Origin of the sequence: Tumebacillus avium, from assembly GCF_002162355.1 — a bacterium.
Lineage (GTDB): Bacteria > Bacillota > Bacilli > Tumebacillales > Tumebacillaceae > Tumebacillus_A > Tumebacillus_A avium.
Genome location: NZ_CP021434.1, coordinates 4,858,605 through 4,882,840, shown reverse-complemented (window position 1 = coordinate 4,882,840; position 24,236 = coordinate 4,858,605). Strand labels below are relative to the sequence as shown.

The 24,236-nt window shown below is 53.6% G+C and carries 24 protein-coding genes; 15 read left to right on the top strand and 9 right to left on the bottom strand.

The features are described from left to right. Nucleotides 1-33 precede the first annotated feature (33 nt). The 3 genes from CBW65_RS22725 (at nucleotide 34) to CBW65_RS22715 (ending at nucleotide 3,112) form a co-directional block, all read left to right on the top strand. Complete coding sequence (locus CBW65_RS22725) at nucleotides 34-1,305, top strand: alpha/beta hydrolase family protein (protein WP_087458834.1); 1,272 nt, start codon at nucleotides 34-36, stop codon at nucleotides 1,303-1,305. Nucleotides 1,306-1,355: 50 nt separating this feature from the next. After that, entirely contained in the window at nucleotides 1,356-1,862 is a 507-nt protein-coding gene (locus CBW65_RS22720; protein ID WP_157722138.1) for a GNAT family N-acetyltransferase, read from the top strand. A gap of 68 nt (nucleotides 1,863-1,930) precedes the next feature. After that, nucleotides 1,931-3,112, top strand: a complete 1,182-nt coding sequence (locus tag CBW65_RS22715) for a thiolase family protein (RefSeq protein WP_087458832.1) — start codon at nucleotides 1,931-1,933, stop codon at nucleotides 3,110-3,112. On the opposite strand, the gene CBW65_RS22710 is transcribed toward CBW65_RS22715, so the two are convergent. The 3 genes from CBW65_RS22710 to CBW65_RS22700 form a co-directional block, all read right to left on the bottom strand. Further along, entirely contained in the window at nucleotides 3,109-3,405 is a 297-nt protein-coding gene (locus tag CBW65_RS22710; RefSeq protein WP_087458831.1) for a chorismate mutase, read from the bottom strand. The two genes, CBW65_RS22715 and CBW65_RS22710, sit on opposite strands and share 4 nt — an antisense overlap. 1 nt (nucleotide 3,406) lies before the next feature. After that, on the bottom strand, nucleotides 3,407-4,300 hold the full coding sequence (pheA, locus tag CBW65_RS22705; protein ID WP_087458830.1) for a prephenate dehydratase: 894 nt from the start codon (nucleotides 4,298-4,300) through the stop codon (nucleotides 3,407-3,409). Between the two features lie 515 nt (nucleotides 4,301-4,815). Continuing rightward, complete coding sequence (locus CBW65_RS22700) at nucleotides 4,816-5,544, bottom strand: PepSY domain-containing protein (protein ID WP_087458829.1); 729 nt, start codon at nucleotides 5,542-5,544, stop codon at nucleotides 4,816-4,818. Between the two features lie 113 nt (nucleotides 5,545-5,657). On the opposite strand from CBW65_RS22700, the gene CBW65_RS22695 reads away from it, so the two are divergent. Both CBW65_RS22695 and CBW65_RS22690 read left to right on the top strand, forming a co-directional pair. Next, entirely contained in the window at nucleotides 5,658-6,185 is a 528-nt protein-coding gene (locus CBW65_RS22695) for a D-glycero-alpha-D-manno-heptose-1,7-bisphosphate 7-phosphatase (protein WP_087458828.1), read from the top strand. Further along, complete coding sequence (locus CBW65_RS22690; protein WP_087458827.1) at nucleotides 6,182-7,573, top strand: class II fumarate hydratase; 1,392 nt, start codon at nucleotides 6,182-6,184, stop codon at nucleotides 7,571-7,573. The genes CBW65_RS22695 and CBW65_RS22690 overlap by 4 nt, the downstream gene beginning before the upstream one ends. Before the next feature lie 48 nt (nucleotides 7,574-7,621). On the opposite strand, the gene CBW65_RS22685 is transcribed toward CBW65_RS22690, so the two are convergent. Further along, nucleotides 7,622-8,545, bottom strand: a complete 924-nt coding sequence (locus CBW65_RS22685; protein ID WP_408646515.1) for a proline dehydrogenase family protein — start codon at nucleotides 8,543-8,545, stop codon at nucleotides 7,622-7,624. Nucleotides 8,546-8,724: 179 nt separating this feature from the next. On the opposite strand from CBW65_RS22685, the gene CBW65_RS22680 reads away from it, so the two are divergent. The 6 genes from CBW65_RS22680 to CBW65_RS24455 all read left to right on the top strand — a co-directional run bounded on the left by CBW65_RS22680 (nucleotide 8,725) and on the right by CBW65_RS24455 (nucleotide 14,744). After that, entirely contained in the window at nucleotides 8,725-9,126 is a 402-nt protein-coding gene (locus tag CBW65_RS22680) for a hypothetical protein (RefSeq protein ID WP_087458826.1), read from the top strand. Nucleotides 9,127-9,229: 103 nt separating this feature from the next. Then, nucleotides 9,230-10,783 (top strand): L-glutamate gamma-semialdehyde dehydrogenase, encoded by a 1,554-nt coding sequence (gene pruA / locus CBW65_RS22675; protein WP_087458825.1) that lies wholly within the window; start codon nucleotides 9,230-9,232, stop codon nucleotides 10,781-10,783. A gap of 173 nt (nucleotides 10,784-10,956) precedes the next feature. After that, nucleotides 10,957-12,000 carry a uroporphyrinogen decarboxylase gene (gene hemE / locus CBW65_RS22670; RefSeq protein ID WP_087458824.1) on the top strand — a complete coding sequence of 348 codons (1,044 nt, stop codon included), beginning with the start codon at nucleotides 10,957-10,959 and terminating at the stop codon, nucleotides 11,998-12,000. Next, nucleotides 11,997-12,932 carry a ferrochelatase gene (gene hemH / locus CBW65_RS22665; RefSeq protein ID WP_087458823.1) on the top strand — a complete coding sequence of 312 codons (936 nt, stop codon included), beginning with the start codon at nucleotides 11,997-11,999 and terminating at the stop codon, nucleotides 12,930-12,932. Before hemE ends, hemH begins: the two co-directional genes overlap by 4 nt. Before the next feature lie 5 nt (nucleotides 12,933-12,937). Beyond that, on the top strand, nucleotides 12,938-14,395 hold the full coding sequence (hemY, locus tag CBW65_RS22660) for a protoporphyrinogen oxidase (RefSeq protein ID WP_232463399.1): 1,458 nt from the start codon (nucleotides 12,938-12,940) through the stop codon (nucleotides 14,393-14,395). A gap of 184 nt (nucleotides 14,396-14,579) precedes the next feature. Beyond that, nucleotides 14,580-14,744 (top strand): hypothetical protein, encoded by a 165-nt coding sequence (locus CBW65_RS24455; protein WP_157722137.1) that lies wholly within the window; start codon nucleotides 14,580-14,582, stop codon nucleotides 14,742-14,744. 264 nt (nucleotides 14,745-15,008) lie between these two features. Here the strand turns inward: CBW65_RS24455 and CBW65_RS22655 are convergent, their stop codons facing one another. Both CBW65_RS22655 and CBW65_RS22650 read right to left on the bottom strand, forming a co-directional pair. After that, nucleotides 15,009-15,806 carry a carbon-nitrogen family hydrolase gene (locus CBW65_RS22655; protein ID WP_087458821.1) on the bottom strand — a complete coding sequence of 266 codons (798 nt, stop codon included), beginning with the start codon at nucleotides 15,804-15,806 and terminating at the stop codon, nucleotides 15,009-15,011. A 120-nt stretch (nucleotides 15,807-15,926) separates the two neighbouring features. Next, entirely contained in the window at nucleotides 15,927-17,120 is a 1,194-nt protein-coding gene (locus CBW65_RS22650) for an S-layer homology domain-containing protein (protein WP_087458820.1), read from the bottom strand. A gap of 183 nt (nucleotides 17,121-17,303) precedes the next feature. On the opposite strand from CBW65_RS22650, the gene CBW65_RS22645 reads away from it, so the two are divergent. Continuing rightward, entirely contained in the window at nucleotides 17,304-17,993 is a 690-nt protein-coding gene (locus CBW65_RS22645; protein ID WP_087458819.1) for a DUF421 domain-containing protein, read from the top strand. 87 nt (nucleotides 17,994-18,080) lie between these two features. Here CBW65_RS22645 and CBW65_RS22640 read toward each other — a convergent pair whose 3' ends face one another. From CBW65_RS22640 to CBW65_RS22630, 3 genes are read right to left on the bottom strand one after another with little or no spacing between them, the layout of a single operon-like run. Next, nucleotides 18,081-18,740 (bottom strand): oxidoreductase, encoded by a 660-nt coding sequence (locus CBW65_RS22640; RefSeq protein ID WP_087458818.1) that lies wholly within the window; start codon nucleotides 18,738-18,740, stop codon nucleotides 18,081-18,083. A gap of 9 nt (nucleotides 18,741-18,749) precedes the next feature. Then, nucleotides 18,750-19,544 (bottom strand): DUF6602 domain-containing protein, encoded by a 795-nt coding sequence (locus CBW65_RS22635; protein ID WP_087458817.1) that lies wholly within the window; start codon nucleotides 19,542-19,544, stop codon nucleotides 18,750-18,752. Beyond that, the gene (locus CBW65_RS22630; protein WP_087458816.1) at nucleotides 19,544-20,428 is read right to left on the bottom strand and encodes a metal-dependent hydrolase; all 885 of its coding nucleotides are present in this window, start codon (nucleotides 20,426-20,428) and stop codon (nucleotides 19,544-19,546) included. Before CBW65_RS22630 ends, CBW65_RS22635 begins: the two co-directional genes overlap by 1 nt. A gap of 242 nt (nucleotides 20,429-20,670) precedes the next feature. Here CBW65_RS22630 and CBW65_RS22625 point away from each other — a divergent pair, with 242 nt between their 5' ends. From CBW65_RS22625 to CBW65_RS25000, 3 genes are all read left to right on the top strand, one after another. Continuing rightward, complete coding sequence (locus CBW65_RS22625; RefSeq protein WP_157722136.1) at nucleotides 20,671-22,164, top strand: ATP-binding protein; 1,494 nt, start codon at nucleotides 20,671-20,673, stop codon at nucleotides 22,162-22,164. Beyond that, the gene (locus CBW65_RS22620; RefSeq protein ID WP_087458814.1) at nucleotides 22,157-23,521 is read left to right on the top strand and encodes a hypothetical protein; all 1,365 of its coding nucleotides are present in this window, start codon (nucleotides 22,157-22,159) and stop codon (nucleotides 23,519-23,521) included. Before CBW65_RS22625 ends, CBW65_RS22620 begins: the two co-directional genes overlap by 8 nt. Nucleotides 23,522-23,676: 155 nt before the next feature. Further along, entirely contained in the window at nucleotides 23,677-24,213 is a 537-nt protein-coding gene (locus tag CBW65_RS25000; RefSeq protein WP_232463330.1) for a DUF6431 domain-containing protein, read from the top strand. The last annotated feature ends 23 nt before the right edge of the window (nucleotides 24,214-24,236 follow it).

The following is a 24,236-nucleotide window of genomic DNA, read 5'->3' as shown; positions in this document are numbered from 1 at the left end:
ACACTACACAGGAGAGCGAAGGGAGGCAACACCATGCAAGCGAGAAAAGTAGGTCTGCTCGTCGTTCACGGCCAAGGGGAGCAGGACAGATATCAGACCTTGGATGAGTTCACGCGCAGCCTTGTGCGAGCCCTCTACAATCAAACGGGTGAAAAAGTCGATCTGATGCACATGCGCAGCCGCGTGGACGGCGATGTGGACGACTCGATACGTCTGCGCTACTCCCTGGGCAGTGTCCCGATCGAACTCGATCTGCATGAATATTACTGGGCGTCCGATATGTCGCGCCACATCTCCTTTGGCGAAACCATCGAGTGGCTGATCGAGACGGCCAACGGCGCAGAAAAATTTTACGATGAAAATGAAACCCTCGCACACCGCTACGAAGGCTATCAAAAAGGCAGGCGCTGGTACCTCAAGCATCTGGGGAATGCCCTGCAAATCGTCTATTCCTTGCGCAATGTCACGCGTTTCCTGCCCGGCTCCTTCGATCCGCTGTTACGCAAGATGATGGGCAAATACACGCAGGTCTGCGCCGACTACTTTGGCGATTCGGCGATCTACACCACGAGCGACAGCAAGTCCAAATTTTACGAAATCCGCCAAACGGTGCTGGACGGCATGACCCGCAAGCTGATCGGGCTGATCAACGCCGATTACGATAAAATCATCATCGCCGCCCACTCCCTCGGCAGCGTGATCGCCTACGATGCGCTGAACCAAGTGAACCTTGAGATGAACGTCAACCCGTCCTTTGCAGCCAAAGCGGACAAGCAGTTCGAGCTGATCACGTTTGGCAGTCCGCTAGACAAAGTGGCATTCTTCCTCCGCGAGCACCTGCGCCAAACGGATTACATCAAGCAACTCGTCATCAAACACGTCAACGGTTATCGAAAAAAATTCCTCGAGATGCCAAGCGGGAACGAGTATACCGTCTCCAGCAGCGTGCAGGACTACCTCCCGCACCTGCGCTGGATCAACTACTGGCACCCAGACGACCCGATCTCCGGACATCTCGACTATTACGATTGTGTGGACAACATCCGCCTCGCCAATGAGTTGCCAGTCAGCAAGCAGCCGCGCAACCCGCTGGGCAGGCTGTTCTGGCAGTTCAAGCTGTACGGCGTGGCGCATACCCATTACTGGTCGAACGAGCAGATCTTCCGCGAAGCCATCAACCGTGCGGCCGCAAACGACATCCGCAAGCCGATCCCCGCCGACAAGCTCGATCAGGTCTCCGGCCTGCTCTGCCAAAACCAGATCCTGAACCGCCAAGCCCCGGCAGGCCAGCCCCGTCCGCACTAAAAAAGGTCTCGACTTCGGTCGAGGCCTTTCGTTATGCTGGAACTATGAAAATGACCATCATCTCATCCCTTGACCAACTCGCGCCAGACCTGCAAACTCAATTCGCGCACGTCATCAAAGAGTCCTGGCGCAAAATCTACATCAACCTCGGCACCTACACCGCCGCCTACGAAACGGACGACAGCTTCTGGGGCCTCCCGATGATCGAAAAAGAGCTGGGAGCAGGCAACCGCTGGCTCCTTGCCCTCGAAGACGGACATTGCATCGCCGCCGTGCTGCTCGAAGCCACAGCTGACGGCCTCATGCTGCGCATGCTCGGCGTCCACCCCGACCACCAAGGAAGGAGCCTCGGCACCGCCATCATCCAACAAGCCGAAGAAATCGCCCGCACAGAAGGCTATGCCAAACTCACGCTCTTCACCACCGGCCTGCTCACCGGGCTCGTCACCTTCTACAAGCGCATCGGCTTCACCGAGACCCGCCGCGAACCGGTCAGCCGCTTTGGCTTGCACTACGACCGCGTCTTCTTTGAAAAAATATTGAACTCACCAGTCTAAAAGACTACTATAGAACTACACGAAATACCCAGACAACTTCGAATCTACAGGAAAAGGGAGAGATCTTCATGAAAACTGTCTACCTCGTCTCCGCCGTCCGCTCCGCCATCACTTCGTTTGGCGGTTCCTTTAAAGACATGATGCCGTCCGATCTGGCTGCGCAACTGCTGACCGCAGCGGTCGAGCGCGCGGGCATCGACAAAGCGCAGGTCGAAGAAGTCATCCTCGGCCACTGCATCCAGCGCACCGACGAGCCGAACACCGCCCGCACCGCCGCGCTGAAAGCCGGGTTCCCGAACACCGTACCGGGCTACACCATCCAGCGCCAGTGCGGCTCCGGCATGCAGGCGATCCTGTCCGGCATGCAGCAGATCCAGACCGGCTATGCGGACATCGTGCTCGCCGGCGGCGTCGAAGTCATGTCCTCCTCGCCGTACGTGCTCAAACAAAACCGCTGGGGCCAGCGCCTGCAGCACAGCACCGTCTATGACACCGTCTGGGAATGCCTGACCGACCCGCTGACCGGCGACATGATGGGCCACACGGCGGAGAACCTCGCCGAAAAATACAACATCACCCGCGACGAGCAAGATACCCTCGCGCTCGAATCGCACCAAAAAGCGCTGGCCGCTCTGGAATCCGGCCGCTTTGAAAAAGAGATCTCGCCCGTAACCGTGCAGCTCGGCCGCGGCAAAACGGCAGAAGTCACCCGCGACGAGCACCCGCGCGCCGACATCTCCGCCGAGAAGCTCGCCAAGCTGCGTCCGTCCTTCAACACCGACGGAGGTTCGGTCACCGCAGGCAACGCATCCGGCCTCAACGACGGCGCGTGTGCCGTCATCCTGATGTCTGAAGAAAAAGTCCAAGAGCTAGGCGTCACACCGCTCGCCAAAATCATCGCCGGCGCTGTCGCAGGCGTCGAACCCGAACTGATGGGCTACGGCCCGGTCCCGGCTGTGAACAAACTGCTGAAGCAGACCGGCTTCACCAAGGACGACATCGACCTCTGGGAAATCAATGAGGCGTTTGCCGCCCAATACATCGCCGTCGAAAAGCTGCTCGACCTTGACCGCAGCATCGTCAACGTCAACGGCTCCGGCATCTCGCTGGGCCATCCCGTCGGCGCAACCGGCGCGCGCATCGTCACCACCCTCGCACACGAACTGCATCATAAGGGGCTGACCCGAGGCATCGCCACGCTCTGCATCGGCGGCGGCATGGGCCTTGCGCTGATGATCGAGCGCGTCTAATCCTGCCCCTCGTTTTTTGACAAGAGCTGCTGTTGCAGGGAAACAAACTTTTCGATCATCGTCCGGTAGACCGCATCGATGATCCCGGCGTCCATGCCGTATTCGACGGAGAGGTTGCGCACCCGTTCGAGGATCTCCTCGTTGCGGCTGGGCACGTTCGCTTCCGAAGCATCATGCTTGAACGTCATCGCCATTTGGACATAGTCGCTGCGCTCTGCGAGCAGCCGTACAAGTTGATCATCGATCCGGTCGATGCAATCCCGGACTTCTTCAATGCTGACACATTCGAGCATGCTATCGTGCTCCTTTCCCTTGGGGTACTGATGTTGTCACCGGCTGATCCTGATAAACCGGGTACGATCCAAACCAGCGGACATCGCAGCCAAGCTTCTCAATCTCGGCAATGGCCGACGCAAGCCGTTCATCCTGACAGTCCCGTTCGACATCGAGGATAAAGTAATAGCTCCCGAGCTCCTTTTTCGTCGGCCTCGACTCGATCTTGGTCAGGTTGAGCTGCCGGGATGCAAAGGCGGACAGCACGCGGTGCAAAGCTCCCGGATAATCGGAGTTCAGCCGGATCGCATAGGTGCTCTTGGCCTTGTCTTCCTGCGTTCGCTGCAGGAGGGGAGCGTCTGCCGTCCCGACCATGACAAAACGTGTCTGGTTGTGATCATGATCCTGGATGTCTTCTCCCAGGAATTCCGCCCGGTAAAGAGAGCGGGCGAGGCGAGTGCCAATCGCAGCCCACGGCTGTTCCGGCTGCTCCATCATCGACTGCACGGCGGCTGCCGTACTGGAAGTGTATTCAATCTCCGCATGGGGCAGATGCTGATGCAAAAACATCCGGCATTGCGCGACCGCCTGCGGGTGCGAATACACTTTTTTGATTTCGTGAAACTCGCGGCGCGATGCCGAGATCAACTGCTGGGAGATCGGCAGGGTCAGCTCCGCTTTCAACGTCAGATCGACCTGATGGATCAGCCAGTCCATCGTCATCGTCACCGTGCCTTCGATCGAATTTTCGATCGGAACCACGCCATACTCAGCCCGGCCCTCCGACACAGCATCCAAAACGTTCGAGATATTCGGGTAGGGATCAAACCGGGCAGTCTGACCGGTGAAAAAGTGACGGGCTGCCACCTCCGTAAACGTTCCGCCCGGCCCCAGATAAGCAACCACTTGCTGCATGTTCACACGCTCCTCTCAACTCATCCATCCAAAAATCCCCCGCCCGGCAATCGAACGCGCACCAAAGGCGCTCGATTGCTGAGACGAGGGATCGCGGTACCACTCAGCTTCTCCGCCTCCTCTCGGAAGGGCGGACTCAACTCGTCTTTCACACTGGCCAGGGGAACCCAAATCAAAAACGCCTCAGCACCGAACTTGTGCATACAAGTTCGATGCTGAGGCGAAATCTCGCGGTACCACTCAGCTGCTCCGGCTTTCTCGCGAAAGGCGGACTCATCCAGTCTCAAAGACCCGGTCGGGTAACGATGACCAGCCGTCGCTCTCTACCAGGCTTCTCAAGAAGTCAAAAGCCGTTCAAAAGCAAAGCTCCGAGGCGAAATTTCGACGAAGAGTTCGTACCGCCCTCACAGCCAAGGGGCGGCTCTCTGACACGAGAGCTCCTGTCTACAGGTCCTCATCAACGCTTGCGTTGTTTGATTACAGTGAAGTATAGAGAGATTGATTTTGCTTGTCAACTATCTTTTTTGCTTAAACTTGAGATTGTTGTATTTGTGCACCACATCGCCGCTCACCGCATCGACAAACACTTTCCACTCCGCAGGTGCGCTCATGTCGCGGATCGTCACCACATAGACCAGCGTCACCACATCCGGCTCCGGGTAGGGGAAGTAAAACAGCCCAGCGGTCGGTTTTCCGTCCAACTGCTTCGGTTTCACCTCATCCAGCGCCTTCTGAATCGCCTGATCCGAGTTCAAAGTCGGCTTCTGAATCCGTTCCGTATTTTTCCCCATATCGGGCGTAAACTCGCCGTTCACCGAGCGCACGATTCCGTCCTTATCGATGTGCACGATCAGCTCATCGCCCCACACCGGAATGTTGTTGCAGAGATGAGCGAGACGCACGTGCGTGATGCCCAGTTCGTCCTTCTGCACCTTGCGCAGCCGGAACGTCTTTTTCGCCGAATCAAAATGATACAGGGACTTCACCGTATCCATAAACTTTACAGCCTGTTCCATCGGTTCACCGCGCAGCGGCTTCGACAGCTTGCCCGAAATAAAGCTTGGCGTCCCGCGTTTCTGATCCCAGCGGATCTGGATCGTGCCGCCGCTTTTCTCCGTCAGGTCCTGCAGTTGGCGGTGTTCGCCTTTGCTCATCTTGTCCGGGTTCGCCGCTGCGGTCAGTGGCGAGAGAAGCACAGCCAAGGCCAGGGCCGCGCCAACCACACGTTTTGCTTTCATTGCCATCTGTCAGCATTCCCTCCTTTGACTGATTCTGTCAGCTTTAGCCTACCCAGACAAAAGAGGGACTACGCACAAGCGTTGGGGGAAACCTACAGATTGAAGGAGGTAGTCACGAAATGGCAGACAAAGCAGTCTTTCTCGATCGCGACGGCGTGATCAACGACCATGTCACCTATGTCAACACGCCCGAAGATCTCATCCTATTTCCCGGCGTCGGCAAAGCGATCAAAAAGCTTAACGACGCGGGCTATAAAGTATTTGTCGTCACCAACCAAGGGGGAGTTGGCCTTGGCTTCATGAAAGAAGATAACCTCCGCGCCGTCCACGACAAAATGGAGCGCGAACTGGAGCAGGACGGGGCGATCCTCGACGAGATCGCCTATTGCCCGCACAAGCCCAAATCCAACTGTGCGTGCCGCAAACCCGAGCCGAAAATGATCCTCGACCTCGCCGAAAAATACAACATCGACGTCAAACAAAGCTACATGGTCGGCGACCGCGACACCGACGTCTACGCCGGTCAAAAAGCGGGCGCCAAGACCATCTTCATCGGCGAGCCATTCGCCCAGGCCGACTACAGCGTCCCGACGCTCGTCGCAGCGGCCGACCTGATCCTGAGCCAAGAGGGGGGACAGCCAGCATGAACGAACAATTCCGTATCTCGCGCGATTCCCTCGGCGAAGTCAAAGTCCCAATCGATGCCTATTACGGCCCCCAGACTGAGCGGGCCAGACATAACTTCCCGATCTCCGGCCTGCGTCTGCCGCGCCGGTTCATCCGCGCCCAAGGCATCATCAAACTGTGCGCCGCCCGTGCCAACCGCGATGTTGGCGATCTGAACACCGAGATCGCCAACGCGATCATTTCTGCTGCCCAGGAAGTGATCAACGGCGACTTCGACAGCGAGTTTGTCGTCGATGTCTACCAAGCCGGGGCAGGGACGTCCCAGAACATGAACGCCAACGAAGTGATCGCGTCCCGAGCATCCGAACTGCTCGGCGGCCAAAGAGGGGACTCCGCGGTCGTTCATCCGAACGACCACGTCAACATGGCCCAGTCCACCAACGACACGATCCATGTGGCGATGAACATTGCGGCCATGGAAGGCATCTACCACGATCTCCTTCCCGTGCTCAAGCGTCTCGAAGACGCGCTGACCCTCAAAGCCAAAGAGTTCGACCACATCGTCAAATCAGGCCGGACCCATCTCCAAGATGCCGTCCCGATCCGCCTCGGCCAAGAGTTCGCGGGCTATGCCCAAGCGATCTCCAACCGCCGCACCCAGCTCGAAAAAACATCCCGAGCCCTGCTCGAAATCGGCCTCGGCGGCAATGCGGTCGGCACCGGCATCAACGCCCACCCCGACTACTCCGACAAAGCGATCCGTTTCATCGGCGAAGAGACGGGACTGGGCTTCGTCCCACCGCAAAACTTCTTCACTTTCGTCCAGAACCCGGAGGCGGCCGTTGGAGTCAGCGGCACCTTGAGATCGCTCGCGATCACCGTGAACAAAATCGCCAACGACCTGCGCCTGCTCTCCTCCGGCCCGCGCACCGGCATCGCCGAAATCAAACTGCCGCCGGTGCAGCCCGGATCGTCGATCATGCCCGGCAAAGTCAACCCGGTCATGGCCGAAATGATGAACATGATCTGCCACCAAGTTATAGGCTTTGACGCCTGTGTCGCATCAGCAGGAGGGCAGTCCCAGCTCGAACTCAACGTCATGATGCCCGTCATGGCCTACAACCTCCTGCAATCGATCCATATCCTTGCCAATGGCATCTGCGCCTTCACCGAAAAGTGTGTCACCGGCATCGAAGCAGATGCCGAGCGTTGTCTCCACTACGCCGAAATGAGCACCGCCCTGGCGACCTCGCTCAACCCGCTCGTCGGCTACGACAAAGCGGCCGACATCGCCAAAACCGCCTACAAAACCAACAAAACGGTCCGCGACGTAGCCAAAGAGCAAGGTCTCGACGAGACCCAACTCCACGACCTGCTCGACATCCGCAAACTAACAGGAAACAACTAACCGACTGCACAAAAAAAGCCTGTCCCACCGGGACAGGCTCTTGTTTTTCTATTTTCTGAACATGTTCTTGATGATAAACAGCGCATTCGCCGGACGCTCCGCAATGCGGCGAGAGAAGTAACCATACCAGTCATTCCCATAAGGAACATACACCCGCATGGTATAGCCTTCACGCACCAACTCACGCTGCGTCTCCGGGCGAACCCCATACAGCATCTGGAACTCAAACTGTTCATTCGGAATGTTGTGCTTCTTCACAAATTCCTTCGTCCAGTTGATCACCATATCATCATGAGAAGCCACCGCCGAGTAGTGCCCCGACAACAAGTGCATCTCAATGATCTTCAGATAGTTCTTGTTCACATCCGCCATATCCGGATAAGCCACCTTCGGCGACTCCAGATAAGCGCCCTTCACCAGACGCAAGTTCATCGACTCAAACTCCGTCTCCAAGCGCTTCATGTCATCCACCGTGCGGTACAGATAAGCCTGGATGACCAGACCCACATGCTTCCCGTATTCACGCTTCAGTTCATCAAAGATCTCCATCGTCACATCAATATGAGCGTAGTCCTCCATATCGATGCGAACGAAATTGTCCAGTTCGCGCGCCTTGTCCAAGATCATGCGCATATGCTTCATGCACAGTTCCTTGCTCAAGTCCAGACCCAGCGATGTCATCTTCAGCGACATGTTCGATTTGACACCGCTTGCATGAATCGCGTCCAGCACGTCCAAACAAGCCTGCGTCGAAGCAAAAGCCTCATGTTCATCAAACACGAACTCGCCCAGATGATCCAGCGTGACCACCAGACCGTCGTTGTTCAGCAGACGGACCTGTTCAATCGCTTCCTTCAACGTTTCACCGGCCACAAAGCGAGCTGCACCAAGACGCATGCCATATTTTTTAATGAACCCGCTGACCAGCTTGTTGCCGGCCACAGAGAGTACGATCTTGCGGCTCAATGACAATCGAATCGACCCCACTTTTTCAAAAGGTTATAAACATATCTAACCAATAGTTCTCAAATAGTATAGCACAAAATCCGCAACGTAAAGCAAGATTTGTCGATTCTGTGTCGAGTTGGACAGCAGTCACATATTGTATGGGTGTCCCGAGATAAATGCCTTTCCGAAGGGAGATCAGCCCGATGAGCAAACGCCACCGTCACGCCGTCCTGACCGGGCCTGTCATCACCACGCCGCCTGGCGCGGTGCCGCCCGTGATCATTGCCAACCCGCATCTTGTCGCGCAGCCGTTGCAATTTCCACTGCAGCCAAGCGCATATCCGACCTATTACGAAGTCCCATACCCCGACCACTTCATCCAGAACCCGGCCGAACTCTACAACCACCCGCATCCCACAGACATTTACCAAAGTCCTGATGCCCAAGCCCAGCTTCGGCTCACCGGTTCCGCAAGATTTTTCCCGGCGCCGATCCCGCCGCTTTTTCCACCGGTCTACGGACCATTTCCGCCCCTGTTCCCGCCAGTGCCGCCGCCGTTCTATCCCTACCCGGCACCGCCCGTCGTATTTCCTATTATCTTCTAATTCACATCAACGGGGGAAAGCAAAAACTTGCTTCCCCCATTCAACTCCGATACAATTACTAATGGAATGAAACCACCAATACATACATATGGGGGAATTGAAGATGGGCGTTAACGTTTTCAAAAACGAACCATTTAGCGATTACAGCAATCCTGAGCGTAAACGTTCGATGGAAGCTGCACTCGACCTCGTCGCATCCCAACTGGGCCGCGACTACGATCTCGTGATCAACGGCAAGCGCATCTCCACCGAAGGCAAATCCGTTTCGATCAACCCGTCCAACAAAGACCAGGTGATCGGCCGCGTTGCCAAAGCTGACCAGTCGCACGCTGAAGAAGCGATGCAGGCAGCACTGACCACTTTTGACTGGTGGAAAACCGTCCCGGCGAAAGAGCGCGCTCGCGTGCTGCTCCGCGCATCGGCGATCATGCGCCGCCGCAAAGACGAGTTCTCCTCCTGGCTCGTGTACGAAGCAGGCAAAAACTGGGGCGAAGCAGATGCGGACACCGCAGAAGCGATCGACTTCCTCGAGTTCTACGCTCGTGAGATGGTCCGCCTCGCAGAAGACCAAAACCTCACCCGCATCGAAGGCGAAGACAACGAACTGTCCTACATCCCGCTGGGTGTCGGCATCGTCATCCCGCCGTGGAACTTCCCGCTGGCGATCATGGCAGGCATGACCGCTGCAGCAGTTGTTGCAGGCAACACCGTCGTGCTGAAGCCGGCGACCCCAACTCCGGTCATCGCAGCGAAATTCGTTGAGCTGCTCGAAGAAGCGGGTCTCCCGGCTGGCGTTGTCAACTACGTTCCGGGCTCCGGCGCTGTGATCGGCGACTACCTCGTCGACCACCCGAAGACCCGTTTCATCTCCTTCACCGGTTCCAAAGAAGTCGGCATCCGCATCTACGAGCGCGCTGCAAAAGTACAAAAGGGCCAGATCTGGCTCAAGCGCGTCATCGCAGAAATGGGCGGCAAAGACGCTCTGGTTGTTGACAAAGGCGTCAACGCCAAAGAAGCTGCACAAGCGATCGTCACTTCCGCGTTTGGCTTCTCCGGCCAGAAGTGCTCCGCCTGCTCCCGTGCGATCATTCACGAGGACCTCTATGATGAAGTGCTGAACCATGTTGTTGAGATGACCAAGCAACTGACCGTTGGTCCGTCCCACGAATACAACATCGGCCTCGGCCCGGTTGTGGACGAAGCCGCATACAACAACATCCTCAACTACATCGAGATCGGCAAAGGCGAAGGCCGCGTCCTCGTTGGCGGCGGCAAAGCAGAAGGCAACGGCTTCTTCATCCAGCCGACCGTTATCGCTGACGTTGACGGCCGCAACGCGCGCGTCGCACAAGAAGAAATCTTTGGCCCGGTACTCGCCGTGATCAAAGCAAAAGACTTCGACGATGCACTGGAAATCGCGAACTCCACCGAGTTTGGCCTGACTGGCGGCGTGTACTCCAACGACCGCTTCAACCTGGCAAAAGCTCGTGAACAGTTCCATGTCGGCAACCTGTACTTCAACCGCAAGATCACCGGCGCGCTCGTTGGCGTGCAACCGTTCGGCGGTTTCAACATGTCCGGCACCGACTCCAAAGCGGGCGGTTACGACTACCTGCTGCAATTCACCCAGGCAAAACTCGTGGTGGAGCGCTACTAATCTCACATAACTTTCCAAAAAACGGGCACCCTGTAACTCTAAGGGTGTCCGTTTCTGTTGTGACACAATTCCTTCATTTGATTCTCCCAGACACTTGCGCTAGAATGACAATGACCAAATTATGCTGTTTCTTTATCTACATACATATCTCTCATGAAACTGGGTGACTACAAATGACCTTTAACGATACCTTCCTGCGAGCGATTCGCAACGAGAAAGTGGACCATGTGCCGGTCTGGTACATGCGCCAAGCCGGCCGCTACCAAGCGTCCTACCGCAAGATCAAAGAAAAACACTCCCTGATGCAGATCTGCGAGATCCCGGACCTCTGCGCCGAAGTGACGATCTCCCCAGTGCGCGACCACAACGTCGACGCTGCAATCCTGTACTCCGACATCATGATCCCGGTCAAGCCGATGGGCGTAGACGTGGACATCGTCGCAGGCGTGGGCCCAGTGATCGACAACCCGATCCGCAAGCTGGCCGACGTCCAGGCGCTCCGCCCGCTCGAAGCGGAAGAAGACCTGCCGAATACGATGGAAACGATCCGCATCCTGCGGGGCGAACTGAAAGTGCCGCTGATCGGCTTCGCAGGCGCACCGTTTACCCTCGCGTCCTACATGGTCGAAGGCCGTCCGTCCCGCGAATACCACAAGACCAAGCAAATGATGTACGCAGCGCCGGATGTATGGTTTGCCCTGATGGACAAGCTCGGCGACATGGTCATCACCTATATGAAAGCTCAAGTCGCAGCCGGCACCCAAGCCATCCAGATCTTCGACTCCTGGATCGGCGCACTGTCCCCGCGCGACTACGAATACTACGTGTTCCCGACCATGAAGCGCATCTTCGAAGGCTTGCGCGAAGTGCCGGTTCCGAAAATTTACTTTGGCGTCAACACCGGCCATCTGCTCAACCTGTGGAAAGAGCTGCCGATCGACGTGATTGGCGTCGACTGGCGCGTGCCGCTGAACCTGGCGAGCGAGCGTGTCGGCGATAAATTTGCCCTGCAAGGCAACCTCGACCCGGTCTACCTGCTGGCACCGTTTGAAGTGCTGCAAGAAGAAGTCAAGCGCATCATCGACCTTGGCCTTCAGCACGGAGGCGGCTATGTGTTCAACCTCGGCCATGGCCTGTTCCCGGAAGCGCCGGAAGATGTTGTGACCAAGCTGACCGCGTTTATCCATGAATACTCGGCAGGGAGGCTGCGCGGATGAGCAAGCTGGTGATCGGGATCTTGGCGATGGCGTACGGCACTCCGTCCTCCGTCGCAGAGATCGAGCCGTATTACACCCACATCCGCCGCGGTCGCAAGCCGGAGCCGCACCAGCTCCAGGAGCTGATCGAGCGCTATGAAGCGATCGGCGGACTTTCGCCGCTCAACGAGATCACAGCGGCGCAGGCGCAAGGCCTGGAACGCACGCTTAACGAACTGAACCCGGACGCCGAATACCGCGTCTACACCGGTATGAAGCACGCCCATCCGTTCATCGAAGAGACCGTGCAGAAGATGGTTCAAGACGGCATCACCGAGGTGGTTGGTGTCGTCTGGGCTCCGCACTACTCGACGATGAGCATCGCCACCTACATCAAAAGCGCAGAAGAAGCTCGTGACAAATGGGGTGGACCTGCGCAGATCGCTTATGTGGAAAGCTGGCACGTCCAGCCGCTGTTCATCGACTCCACCGCCAAGCGGGTCGAAGCCGCTCTCGCCGCAATTCCGGCCGCAGAGCGCGCGTCCGTTCCGGTCGTCTTCACGGCGCATTCGCTGCCGGAGCGCATTTTGCAGATGGGCGACCCGTACCCGCGGCAGATCGAAGAGACCGGGCGTGCTGTGACGGAGCAGATCGGCCACAGCAACTGGTTCACCGGCTGGCAAAGCGCCGGCCGCACCCCGGAGCCGTGGCTGGGGCCGGACATCCTCGACGTCATTCGCGATCAGCATGAGAAAGGTGTGCGGTCGATCGTCATCTGCCCGGTCGGCTTTGTTTCGGACCACCTCGAAGTGCAATATGACATCGACATCGAAGCCAAACAACTGGCTGACGAACTCGGCATGAAGCTGGTGCGCGTGGCTAGCCCCAACGATGAACCGCTCTTCCTGCGAGCGGTCGCGACCGCCGTGCTCGAACAAGCCAAAAAGGGATGAATCGGATGGAACAACAACAGGGGAAAACAGCCGTAGTCATCGGCGGCGGCATCACCGGGATGAGCACCGCCTACTACCTTGAACAACAAGCGCGCGAAGCGGGCGTCGATCTGCAAGTCATCCTGCTCGAAGCGGACGACAAGCTCGGCGGCAAAGTGCAGACTGTGCGCCGCGACGGATTCGTCATCGAAGCAGGCCCGGACTCCTTTCTGGCCCGCAAGACGGCAGCGGTCAACCTGTGCCGGGAACTGGGCATCGACGGGGAACTGGTCGGCACCAACCCAAACGCGCGCAAGACCTACATCCTGCACCAAGGCAAGCTGCACCGCATTCCGCAGGGCCTGAACATCGGCGTTCCGACCCAGTTCATGCCGTTTGCGACCACGACGCTCCTGTCCTGGGGCGGCAAGCTCCGCGCCGGGCTCGACCTGATCAAGCCGAAGAGCACGCACCAAGGCGACCAGTCGCTTGGCGCTTTCCTTGAGCGCCGACTCGGCACCGAAGTGGTCGACCGCCTCGCCGAGCCGCTCTTGGCCGGCATCTACGCGGGCGACCTGCGCAAGCTCTCGATGCGCGCGACCTTCCCGCAGTACGAGACCTTGGAACAAAAACACGGCTCGCTGATCCGCGGCATGCTCGCCCAAGCCCAAGAAGCCAAGGCGCAAGCAAACGCCCCGAAAAAGCCGGAGCTGGGTGCACGCCCGCTGCCGAACTCCGTTTTCCTGACCTTCCGCACCGGTCTGGCCCGCCTGATCGAAAGCATCGAAGCGGCGTACAAGCGCACCGAAGTGCGCAAGAACACTCGCGTCGAGAAGCTGGAAGAGCGGGAGGGAGGCGGCTACACGGTGCGCCTGCAAGACGGCAGCGCGCTCGAAGCGGATGCGGTGGTGCTGACCACGCCGAACTTCGAAGCGGCAAACATGCTGCCGGCTTCCTTTGCGGCGAAGACGCAGCTCAACCAAGTGCCGTACGTATCGGTCGCGACCGTCGTGCTGGCGTTTGACCAAGGCGCGATCGATTTCCCGCTCGATGCCAGCGGATTCGTTGTGCCGAAGAAAGAAGGCATCACGATCACAGCAGCGACCTGGACGTCGAGCAAATGGCTGCACACCGCCGAAGACGGCAAAGTGCTGATGCGCTTTTACGTCGGGCGCGGCGGCGATGAAGCGATCGTCGAAGAGCCGGATGAGGAGATCATCCGCCGCGTGCGCAAAGACCTGCAGTCCACGATGGGTGTGACGGCCGACCCGGCCTTCTCCATCGTCACGCGCTGGAAGCGCTCCATGCCACAGTACACCGTCGGGCACCTCGACCGCGTCAAGTCGTTCACCGACCAGGCCGAGCGCGACCTGCCGGGCGTGTATTTCGCCGGAGCGGGCTTTACCGGCCTGGGCATCCCGGACTGCATCGGGCAGGGCATCACAACGGCAGACAAAGTGATTTCGTACCTGAAAAAGGGCTGAGCAATCAGCCCTTTTTTGCATACTCTGGGCGGAAAATACAAACCATAGTATTGAGGTCGGCAGGGCAGCTTTCACAAATTGTTATCCAATCATTCACCTATTTTTCAGAAAATTCCGCTTGTTTTTTGCGGAGAATTCTGTATAATCAGTAATAACATTTAAGATATGAAAGGAAGGTATCAACATGTCTCAACACCATGAACAATGTGCATTGTGTCAAGCCGAAACCGATTACGAGCCGGAAACGCCGTCCTACGAGCGCCGTAACTACATCGACACGGCTGGCCAGCTGTGTGCGGAGTGTTACGAAGAGATCGCGCAGAACAAAGAGTGGCACAACCTGCTGTAGAGACGACGAGCGGACCAAACAGGCAAAAGACCTCCCGTGCAGATGCACGGGAGGTCTTTTGCAGGGTGGTATTAGCAACCACCAGCGCCGGAGTATTCCGGAACGAGCAGGAAGAACAGAACGAAGATGATCAGGAACACCACTGCCCAACGGGTGTAGTAACCGAAAGTGCCCATGAAGACGCCTCCTCTCAGGGGGAAAGATTGTACGTAACCCCTACCCTTAGAAGATGCAAGCACGTCCCTTTCGGTGCTCCGCGACCGTCTATTTTTGCTTGTACAGCTCCGGACGGCGGTCTTCAAAGATCGGAATCCGGCTGCGGATCTCCGGCACGATGCCGAGGTCGATCGTGACGTGGTGGATGCCTTCCGCCTCGTCCGCTTCCAGCAGGATCTCGCCCCACGGGTCGATCACCATCGAGTGGCCAAAGAACTCCGTGTCCCCAGCGCGACCGACGCGGTTGCAGGAGACGACAAACATCTGGTTCTCGATCGCGCGGGCGATCTGCAGGTGCCGCCAGTGGTTCAGGCGCGGGTGCGGCCATTCGGCCGGGATGAACACCACCTGTGCGCCGGACAGCGACAGCGTGCGGGACAGTTCCGGGAAGCGCAGGTCGTAGCAGATCATCGACCCGATCTCCACGCCGTCGAGCGAGAAGCGACCCACTTCGTCGCCGCCCTGCAGGTATTTTTCCTCATCCATCAGGCGGAACAGGTGAATCTTCGAGTAGTCGCCAACGACAGCGCCGGTACGGTCAAACAGGTACGTGGTGTTGAACACCTCGCCCCCGCGCACATCTGCGACCGATCCGGCGAGGATGTTCACGCCGTGTTTCGCAGCCAGCCCGCCGATCACTTCACGCGTCTTGGCCCCGTTTTGGTCGGCGATGTCGCGGATGTTCTGCAAGGAGTAGGCGGTGTTCCACATCTCCGGCAATACGATCAGGTCGGTGCCGTGTGCAGCCGCTTTTTCAATCCATTCGGCCGCCTTGGCAAAGTTGGCCTGGGGTTGGCCCAGCGCGATGTCCATCTGCAGCAGGGCGATACGTACAGCTTGTTTCATCTCTCAATTCCTCCGCTCAACGAAAAAATGGTCAGTGCTTATAGAGTAGCACGAAGCCAAGAAAAAACCCACCCTCCAATCGCGGAGGGCGGGTTTATGGCATGCTTATAGGTGAGTCAATTACTCAACAACAGTACCGGTTTCGGTAGTGCCGGTTTCGGTAGTGCCGGTCTCGGTAGTGCCGGTCTCGGTGGTGCCAGTTTCGGTAGTGCCGGTTTCAGTAGTACCGGTTTCAGTAGTTGCAGCCGCAGCTACGGTGAAGTCCTTCGTGAACTCAGCGCCCAGCACTTCGCTGGTTGTCGCGTCAACAAACGCAACTTTCAGCGTGTAGTCGCCAGCGGTTGCCATGGTGGTCTTGAAGTTGGTGGTGAGGCCTTCTTCCGATTCCAGACCGATTTCAGCCGGCTTGAAGCCTGCTGCCGGGCCGAAGAATGCTACGCCGTTAGCGTCGGTGGTGAAGGACAACCAGCCCAGTTCGGTTTGGTAGGAGATCGTCTGGTTCGCAACCGGAGTGCCGTCTTTGCCGACCAAGGTGGCACGGTAGCGCAGCGCCATTTCTTCCGGAACGTTCAAGGTTGCAGCAGACACGGTAAATGCAGTTTCCTGACCAGCTACGACGTTTTCAAAGCCGCCAAAGCCGATGTTAACAAACGTGCCGTTCTCGACGATTTCCATCGTGGTCTTGAACAGCATTTGCGCGCCCATCTCACGAGTGGTCGCTACCTGCGGATCGAACATGCCATTGCCGGTGCCAAACGCGATGCCCATCTCTTGAGCCAGCGCGACATAGCCTTTTGCCCAGTCCGAGATCTTGTCTGCATCGTCAAAGTCCGGAGTTGCTTCCGGATCAACGAGGTCGGTCATGCCGAACATGTTCATAGTCGCAACGAGCGCCTGCTCACGAGTCATCGACTGGCCCACGCCAAACACGTCTTGGCCAGCCTTGTTTTTGCCAACGCCGCTCATGATCTTTTCATCAAAAGCAGTTTGTACAAAGTTATAGTACCATTCGGTTTGCTTCGTGTTATCCACGAATGCCTTGTTCAGCTTCGGAGCATTGTTCGGAGCATGTGCTTTTACCAGCATTGTCGCGAACTGTTCACGGGTCATTTTCTGGGTCGGAGCGAACTCAGTATCGGAAACGCCCATCAGAATTTCGTATTGGTTGAGGAACATGATTGCTTCTTCTGCATAGCTATCGGAGATATCTTTAAAAGCACTGCCTTCTGCGGCAGATGCCGGGTTTACCAGAGTACCAATCAGGGCAGCAGTTGCAACTGCGGATGTCAGAAACTTGAAGCGGTTCTTTGCCATTGTAGGTGGTTGTCTCCCCTCGGGAATTCGTTGAATTTTTTATGTCAATCAACATCTTAGCAACCGTTGCAGACTCTGTAAATGCTTCAACCCACCTAAGATTCTGGGAAGTTCGGGAGCATTTAACTGCACCCATACAATTCTGGCAGTCGGGGAAGAGTAAGGGGAAAGGAGTGGTTCCCGTTGCATCTCGATACCTTCTACCGGCCCCTCGCGGCGTTTGTCGCCCTGCTGGTCCTGTCCCGACTGCTCGGCAAAAAGCAAATTCGCCAGATCACCGCGTTTAACTACATCTCCAGCATCGCCTTTGGCGCCAGCGCCGCGATGGTCGCGTTCAACCCGCTGATCCCGTTCCTGCATGCGCTCGTCTCCATGGTCATCTGGGGCGGTCTGTCCTACGTCACAGAGATGCTTGCCCAAAAGTCCCGCAAGATCCGCCTCCTGCTCGAAGGCGAGCCGACCGTGGTGATCAAAGAAGGCAAGATCCTGGAGAAGTCCCTGCGCAAAGAAAAGATGAACGTCGAGGAGCTGATCATGCTGCTCCGCCAAGAGCGCATCTTCTCGCTCACCGAAGTCGACTACGCCATCCTCGAACCGGACGGCCAGTTGAGTATTTTGAAAAAGACGAAACACCTGCCCGCTTCCAAACACGACGTCGAAACCGGCCGCGCCAACACTGCCCCGTTTGGCGTGCAGATCGTATCTGACGGGCAGTTGCTGACACATAACCTCAAGACGATCAAAAGGGATGAGAAGTGGCTGGAGCAGCAGTTAAAGCAGCAAGGGATTCCGACGTACAAAGAAGTGTTCTATGCCGAAGCACAAGAGGGCGGAGGGCTGTATGTGGATCGGAAGAAGGACCAGCCGTATTAGAAGCGGGTATATAAAAAAGCCGAACTTTACGCGTGGTGCGTGAAGTCCGGCTTTTCTTTGTGTGTCGTTCTTTCCCATGAGAGCTACTTACTTCCCCAGAGCGGTGATCCGATCTGACTCGTAGACGTGTGTCCCGCTTTGGCCATCCTGCGCCACCTTGATCATCGCAGCAGCCACCGTGCGCCCGTGAATGGGCTTGTACTTGGCTGGGATCAGCGGTGTGAGCGCTTTGGACACCACCGTTCCCATCTGCTCACCCAGACGGAATTCCTTGCGCTCACCGAGCAGCAGGGAAGGGCGGAAGATGTGCAGCGAGGGCAGGTCGAGCGCGCGGATGTCCGTCTCGACCTGGCCTTTGACTTGGTTGTAGAAAACAGAAGACTTCGCGTTCGCACTCATCGCCGTGATGATGAGGAACTTTTCCACGCCGTGCTCCTTGGCTAGCCGTGCCAGTTCCAGCGGGTAGGTGTAGTCGACCTTTCGAAACGCCTCCTTGGTTTTGGCGATCTTGATCGTGGTGCCAAGGCAGCAGAAGAGATCGTTGACTAGGAAGTGCTCACTGTAGGCAGGGAGGTTGTCGAAGTCGACCACTACCTGCTCCAGCTTCGCATGCGAGTGAGGCAGGGGCTTGCGGACGAAAATGGTTACTTTGGAGTATGTATCGTTGCTCAGGAGCTGCGTCAGCACTTCGCCCCCTACAAGGCCACTGGCGCCGACGAGAAAGGCGGACTTTTTCGTGTTATTCATCTGTTCACCTCAGAGTAGGCTGATTTTAAAGAATCTTTTAGATTCTTTCTCATCCGGGTACCAAAGACTTCCTTGAACCTTTTCATCCAATGTATTTAGCAGGTTGGACACGAAGAAGTTAAAAGATTTTTCTTCGGTATTGTACATACCGAACTCTGGATTGTCGTCATTGTTCCAGTGTAGTCCATACATCTGTTGGTTGATGCAGAAAGCGGATAGACAATATTTGCGAAGGAACTCATCTTCTGAGCAAACTGCAAAATGTCTATTCATTTCAGCGTATTTTCTTAGGTAGAACTCTGACATTCGCTTTACTATGTGTGTACTAACTCCTTCGATTCTTTTTTGTCCAATATCCTTATAGTCGTATGCAAAGATCGCGGTATAGACCTCATTAGCTCCAGTATTCAGTATAGTTTGAGCAGAATATAGATTTTCAAAAGCACTTTCTCTCTGAACTTTATAGTAAATGTCAGTCTTAACCTCAATTACAGCTCTGACATAATGTCTAGGTACAATTACAAATTCGGAAGACCTGTAAATTAGCGGCGAGGCATTATCGTAAATCAAAATGTCGATTTGTTTACTTGAAGAGTGTCCGGAGTCGTCGATTATAAAACCTGAGCCGACTTCGAATTTGCTAGGTAAAAACTTTCTCAAGGTCTCACGGAGAATTGCCTCTTTGTGTGATCCATCCATTCCCCAATGTTCTTCTCCAATTAAATTTCGTATTCTATTTTTCGTTGTGTTTAGTTCATCTGCAAAACTCCTGAAATAATTGGGGAGGTTCCGTTCGGTAGCCATTAGTTTGCTCCTTTGTTATTTTTCTCGATATATTCAAAAAGAAAGGATTGCCCATTACGGTAGAAGCGGGGGTCGTATATCCCTAGTTGTTTATCATCGTCAACAATTACCACAAACGGGGACCACTGTCGGAGTGTCCTAGCAGCGGGGTTCTTTTCAAACAGTTCGTCCAAGTTTGCTTTTGTCGCTGAAGGGAGTGTATACACTACTTCAGGTTCACTCCACACAGTTGCATTCGATATCTCCACCATATCCCCGTGTTTCCCAATCACCTGATAGTTCCAAGGAGCAAACTCAGCAGATAACGCTACCTGCTCGTAACGATCATCCACAGACTGATAGATCGCGTATCCTTGCACCGACTGGATGATGATGTGTGCTGTAATCAGGCACCAAACGCCTTTGAAGACTTTATGAGAAGCAATGTGCTTCCGAACTCTTGCAAAGATAAGCCCACCAAGAATGATCGCCCAGATCGTCAGGTCCAGTATTGGAATCGTACCAAAGGTGAGGCGGGCATGCGTAAATGGCTCGAAGTAACCAGTTCCCCAAGCGTTAAATATGTCTGAGGTGTCGTGTATGAAGACCGCTAGCACCCCTAGGAAGAAGATCCGTTTGTCCTTGGTGCGCCAGATAAGGAAACAGATTAGGGATAAGAGCATAGCCCATATAGGCACCATGAAAATTGAGTGTGTGATGCCGCGGTGCCACATTTGGTACATGCCTTGTGTATCCCAGAGTTGTGAGATTACGTCGATGTCGGGGCTTTGGCTGCCGACTAATGAAGTGAACAAAAAGGATCTTTTTAAGCTCGGTGTCATTTCGACTTTGTTGATTGCACGATAAAGAACAATACCAAAAAGCGTATGAGTTACAGTATCCATATAACCCCTCCAAATGTTTGTTCAGTACTAGTAGTTTATCAAAAGGGGTTCGCTAAGGGGAAAATAGTTTGTTAATCGAAGAAATAAACTGCAATTTCTTTGATGCAATCGTTTCCTGCTTCTCCTGAAATGTGCTCTAATGTAATGAACGTATTTCCTAAATAATATGATATACTCTTAGTAAATAGTAACTAACTCATTCTAGAAGGTACATATGTCTATTAACTAGGGGGTTCATCATCGTGAACCAAGACTTCGAAATAGTTGACCCATCTGCAGAATCCATAGTTGAATCGCTAAGAGCAATTGGGTATCAACTTGAAACCGCAATTGCAGATATAATCGACAACAGTCTAGCCGTAAATTCCAGAGTGATTAAGATTGATTTCTACTGGAAAGGGACAGACTCGTACGTTAGGGTCGAAGACGATGGTACGGGAATGACCGAAGATGAGTTAGTGCGTGCAATGAGACTAGGTTCCAAAAGCCCTCTGGATGAAAGAAGTAAAAGCGACCTTGGCCGATTTGGTATGGGATTGAAGACTGCTTCTTTTTCTCAGTGTAGAAGGCTTTCTGTGAGGTCAAGGACAAGGGATTCTTCGGAGAGCATTCGATGTTGGGATTTGGATCTGATACAAAAAAAGAAGAAATGGACTTTGTTAAAGTCTCCGTTCAATCATCTTTCAGAAAAGCGTCTAGGTAATATTCCTACAGGTGGCTCTGGTACTATTGTATTGTGGGAGATAATCGATAGGTTCATCGATAAGAAATCCACTGATGAAAGATCATACAATGCTTTTTTACGACAAGTGGAACGGGTAGAAAAACATATTGGTATGGTCTTTCACAGATACCTTAGTAGGCCTAATCCAGTCAAGATCCTCCTTAATGGCAGAAGGGTAGTCCCTTGGGATCCGTTTCTCACAAAAGAACCTGCAACTCAGGAACTTTCACCGGAGACATATGCTGATGGAACGTCTGTTGTAACTATTCAACCATATGTTCTTCCTCATCATTCCAAGATCTCACGTGAAGTGTATGAATATGCTGAAGGAACTAACGGTTGGAATGACCATCAAGGGTTCTATATTTACAGAAATCAACGTCTATTGGTTGCCGGGAGCTGGTTTAATCTATTCAGGAAGGAGGATGCCTATAAACTTGCAAGGATAAAGGTTGATATTACCAGTGATTCCGATTTTATTTGGAATATTGATGTTAAAAAGGCATTTGCCAAACCGCCTGAAGGATTAGTAGAAGAATTAAAAAGGGTTGGCAGATTAACCCGAGTCAAGTCACATAAGGTTTACTATCATCGTGGAACAAAAGTAACTGCAAATAGCTCTCAGAGGACTTTTGTTTGGCAGCAAATAAAGAGGCATGGGCAATCGTTCTATAAGATCAATAGGGAGCATCCAATAATTAACTCGATTATAGGTAGCGATGACAAAAAGCGTAAAGTGTTAGATTCTTTTCTATCGTTAATTGAGGAAACGTTGCCTAGTAATCTTGTGATGTTTAGTCCAGATAATGATTCTGGTGATTCAAATGAAATTGAAATAGACGAAAGCAGAATTGTTGAGGTTAGGAAGTTATTGCAAACCGTTGTGCTTGCTTTAAAAAGCTCGGGAAATACAAGCAGCACCATTCGACATCAAGTTATGAAGATGGAACCATTTTACCGCTTCCCTGAGTTAATTTCTGAAATATTAGGAGGTCATGATAGCGATGAATAATTATGATGGTGCTCGAAATATAGCATTAACGCTTTTTCAGACTTATAGTGCTCAAGGTAATGATATAGTTGAAGCAATCCGTCTTGCTGTAGAACAAGCAACAGGGTTCTTCATGGACGTCAGCAAAGAAGAACTTTTTAACGATATTCAAGCTGCAATCAATATAAGTGTAGGGTCTTCTTCCATACTGACAGATGAGGATGAAAAACACATTCCTTGGTTGCTTGAAAACAAAGCAGATATCAAATGGGAGCTCTGGAATCGTTACCGGAACTATTTATTGCAGAGAAAAAAATGGCCATTAAAGATTGTTGATACGATTGACAAAACATCAGACGAAATCTTAGGGTTACTTGAGAATCCTAAAGATCATAATCGGTCATATGATCGTCGTGGTCTTGTTGTTGGCTATGTACAATCCGGAAAGACTGCCAATTTTACTGGTTTAATTAACAAGGCGATTGATGCTGGATATCAACTTGTAATCGTTCTTGCCGGAATGCATAACAACTTACGCAGCCAAACCCAGATGAGACTGGATGAAGAAGTGTTGGGTTGTGAAACAAGTAGAAAACATTTTAAGGATCAAAAAGGTGCAAAAATTGGTGTAAGTACTCTTACCGGTGAACGATTTGTCAATATTGGGTTCCTTACCTCAAGAGATGAGAACGGTGACTTTAGTAGAAGTATAGCAAGTACAGTGAGTGTTCATCCGGGGGCTCAACCCTTCCTCTTAGTAGTTAAGAAAAACGCAAGTGTCTTACGGAATCTAGTCAAATATTTTAGAGATGAAAGTCCGTTAGCTGAACAAGATCCAATTTCAGGACGTAAAACAGTTAAAAGGGTACCCCTCTTGCTGATAGACGACGAAGCGGACCAAGCATCTATTAACACTGGTGATGTTCTCGATGAAGATGGGAAAGTATTAGAAGAATATGATCCGACCACAATTAATAAGTTGATTCGACAACTATACGTTACATTTGATCAGCGTGCATATGTAGGTTATACCGCTACTCCTTTTGCAAACATATACGTTCATAATGCGGCGACTCATGATGAGTTTGGAGATGAACTGTTCCCGAATAGTTTCATTATTAGTTTACCTAAGCCTTCAAATTATGTTGGACCTGCTGAATTTTTTGGACTCAATAATGAAAAGGACCGACAGCAACCATTGATTCGCATTGTTAAAGATGCTGATGCGTTAATACCTAAGAAACAGAGTAAGGAATTTGTTCCCTCCGGAGTTCCTGACTCGCTTAAAGAAGCAATTCACTCCTTTATCCTTTCCACTGCTATTAGAAGGGTACGGGGACAGCTCAAGGCACATAATGTTACAGCCAATGCCAATTGACCAAAAGCTGACGCTATTGCCTGTCCAAAAATTGACGGATATAATGACCACGTACAAATTAAAAAAAGGAAAAAGACGACTCTGTATGATGTGCCGCTGCGCTAACAGTTGCACCAGAGTCGTCCCAAAAAATCGCATGATCATTTTATCAAATTATGGGCTCGAAGAAAATAGAAAACGTGGTGTTTTTCGTTAGGAGTGCAGAGCAGCATATCTGCCCTGTCTGTGAGCATGAACTGTTCGTGATCGGTAGCAGGAGTCGCATTGGGCGTAAGCCAACCAGTGAACGGGTCACCTATATCATTCGTCGTTTGCGTTGCAAGGGGTGCGGGAAGATCCATCATGAGTTGCCGGACCTGCTCGTTCCTTATAAACGTTATGAAGCCGAATGCCTTGAAGCAGTCTTGTCTCAGGCGCAGACCTCAGACGTAGCCGCTGATGAATCAACCCTGTATCGCTGGCACATTTGGTTCAAGGTGTGCTGGCAATACTGGGTTAATTGTTTATCAACGGTTGCAGCGCGTCAAGAAAATCCGGTGGAGCCATTGTCCGTACCTTCACCGTCTGCACTCCAAAGGATCGGACATTACGTTGGACAAGAGGCAGGTTGGCTGGCGAGAGTTGTCCGACCCATCGTTCATTCTCAATTATGGGTACATACCCGTTTCGCCTTCTTGTCCGCGATTCCCTAAGGTATCGTGAATCTACATCCTAT

Bases quoted from the DNA above. Each gene is read 5' to 3' on its own strand.
- CBW65_RS22630 (WP_087458816.1), bottom strand. From the start codon at position 20,428: ATGGATACTGTAACTCATACGCTTTTTGGTATTGTTCTTTATCGTGCA.
- CBW65_RS22700 (WP_087458829.1), bottom strand. From the start codon at position 5,544: ATGGCAATGAAAGCAAAACGTGTGGTTGGCGCGGCCCTGGCCTTGGCT.
- hemH (WP_087458823.1), top strand. From the start codon at position 11,997: ATGAGCAAGCTGGTGATCGGGATCTTGGCGATGGCGTACGGCACTCCG.
- CBW65_RS22695 (WP_087458828.1), top strand. From the start codon at position 5,658: ATGGCAGACAAAGCAGTCTTTCTCGATCGCGACGGCGTGATCAACGAC.
- CBW65_RS22725 (WP_087458834.1), top strand. From the start codon at position 34: ATGCAAGCGAGAAAAGTAGGTCTGCTCGTCGTTCACGGCCAAGGGGAG.
- CBW65_RS22690 (WP_087458827.1), top strand. From the start codon at position 6,182: ATGAACGAACAATTCCGTATCTCGCGCGATTCCCTCGGCGAAGTCAAA.
- CBW65_RS22635 (WP_087458817.1), bottom strand. From the start codon at position 19,544: ATGGCTACCGAACGGAACCTCCCCAATTATTTCAGGAGTTTTGCAGAT.
- pruA (WP_087458825.1), top strand. From the start codon at position 9,230: ATGGGCGTTAACGTTTTCAAAAACGAACCATTTAGCGATTACAGCAAT.
- CBW65_RS22650 (WP_087458820.1), bottom strand. From the start codon at position 17,120: ATGGCAAAGAACCGCTTCAAGTTTCTGACATCCGCAGTTGCAACTGCT.
- CBW65_RS22620 (WP_087458814.1), top strand. From the start codon at position 22,157: ATGAATAATTATGATGGTGCTCGAAATATAGCATTAACGCTTTTTCAG.
- CBW65_RS22680 (WP_087458826.1), top strand. From the start codon at position 8,725: ATGAGCAAACGCCACCGTCACGCCGTCCTGACCGGGCCTGTCATCACC.
- CBW65_RS22715 (WP_087458832.1), top strand. From the start codon at position 1,931: ATGAAAACTGTCTACCTCGTCTCCGCCGTCCGCTCCGCCATCACTTCG.
- CBW65_RS22640 (WP_087458818.1), bottom strand. From the start codon at position 18,740: ATGAATAACACGAAAAAGTCCGCCTTTCTCGTCGGCGCCAGTGGCCTT.
- CBW65_RS25000 (WP_232463330.1), top strand. From the start codon at position 23,677: ATGGGCTCGAAGAAAATAGAAAACGTGGTGTTTTTCGTTAGGAGTGCA.
- hemE (WP_087458824.1), top strand. From the start codon at position 10,957: ATGACCTTTAACGATACCTTCCTGCGAGCGATTCGCAACGAGAAAGTG.
- CBW65_RS22655 (WP_087458821.1), bottom strand. From the start codon at position 15,806: ATGAAACAAGCTGTACGTATCGCCCTGCTGCAGATGGACATCGCGCTG.
- CBW65_RS24455 (WP_157722137.1), top strand. From the start codon at position 14,580: ATGTCTCAACACCATGAACAATGTGCATTGTGTCAAGCCGAAACCGAT.
- CBW65_RS22710 (WP_087458831.1), bottom strand. From the start codon at position 3,405: ATGCTCGAATGTGTCAGCATTGAAGAAGTCCGGGATTGCATCGACCGG.
- hemY (WP_232463399.1), top strand. From the start codon at position 12,938: ATGGAACAACAACAGGGGAAAACAGCCGTAGTCATCGGCGGCGGCATC.
- CBW65_RS22720 (WP_157722138.1), top strand. From the start codon at position 1,356: ATGACCATCATCTCATCCCTTGACCAACTCGCGCCAGACCTGCAAACT.
- pheA (WP_087458830.1), bottom strand. From the start codon at position 4,300: ATGCAGCAAGTGGTTGCTTATCTGGGGCCGGGCGGAACGTTTACGGAG.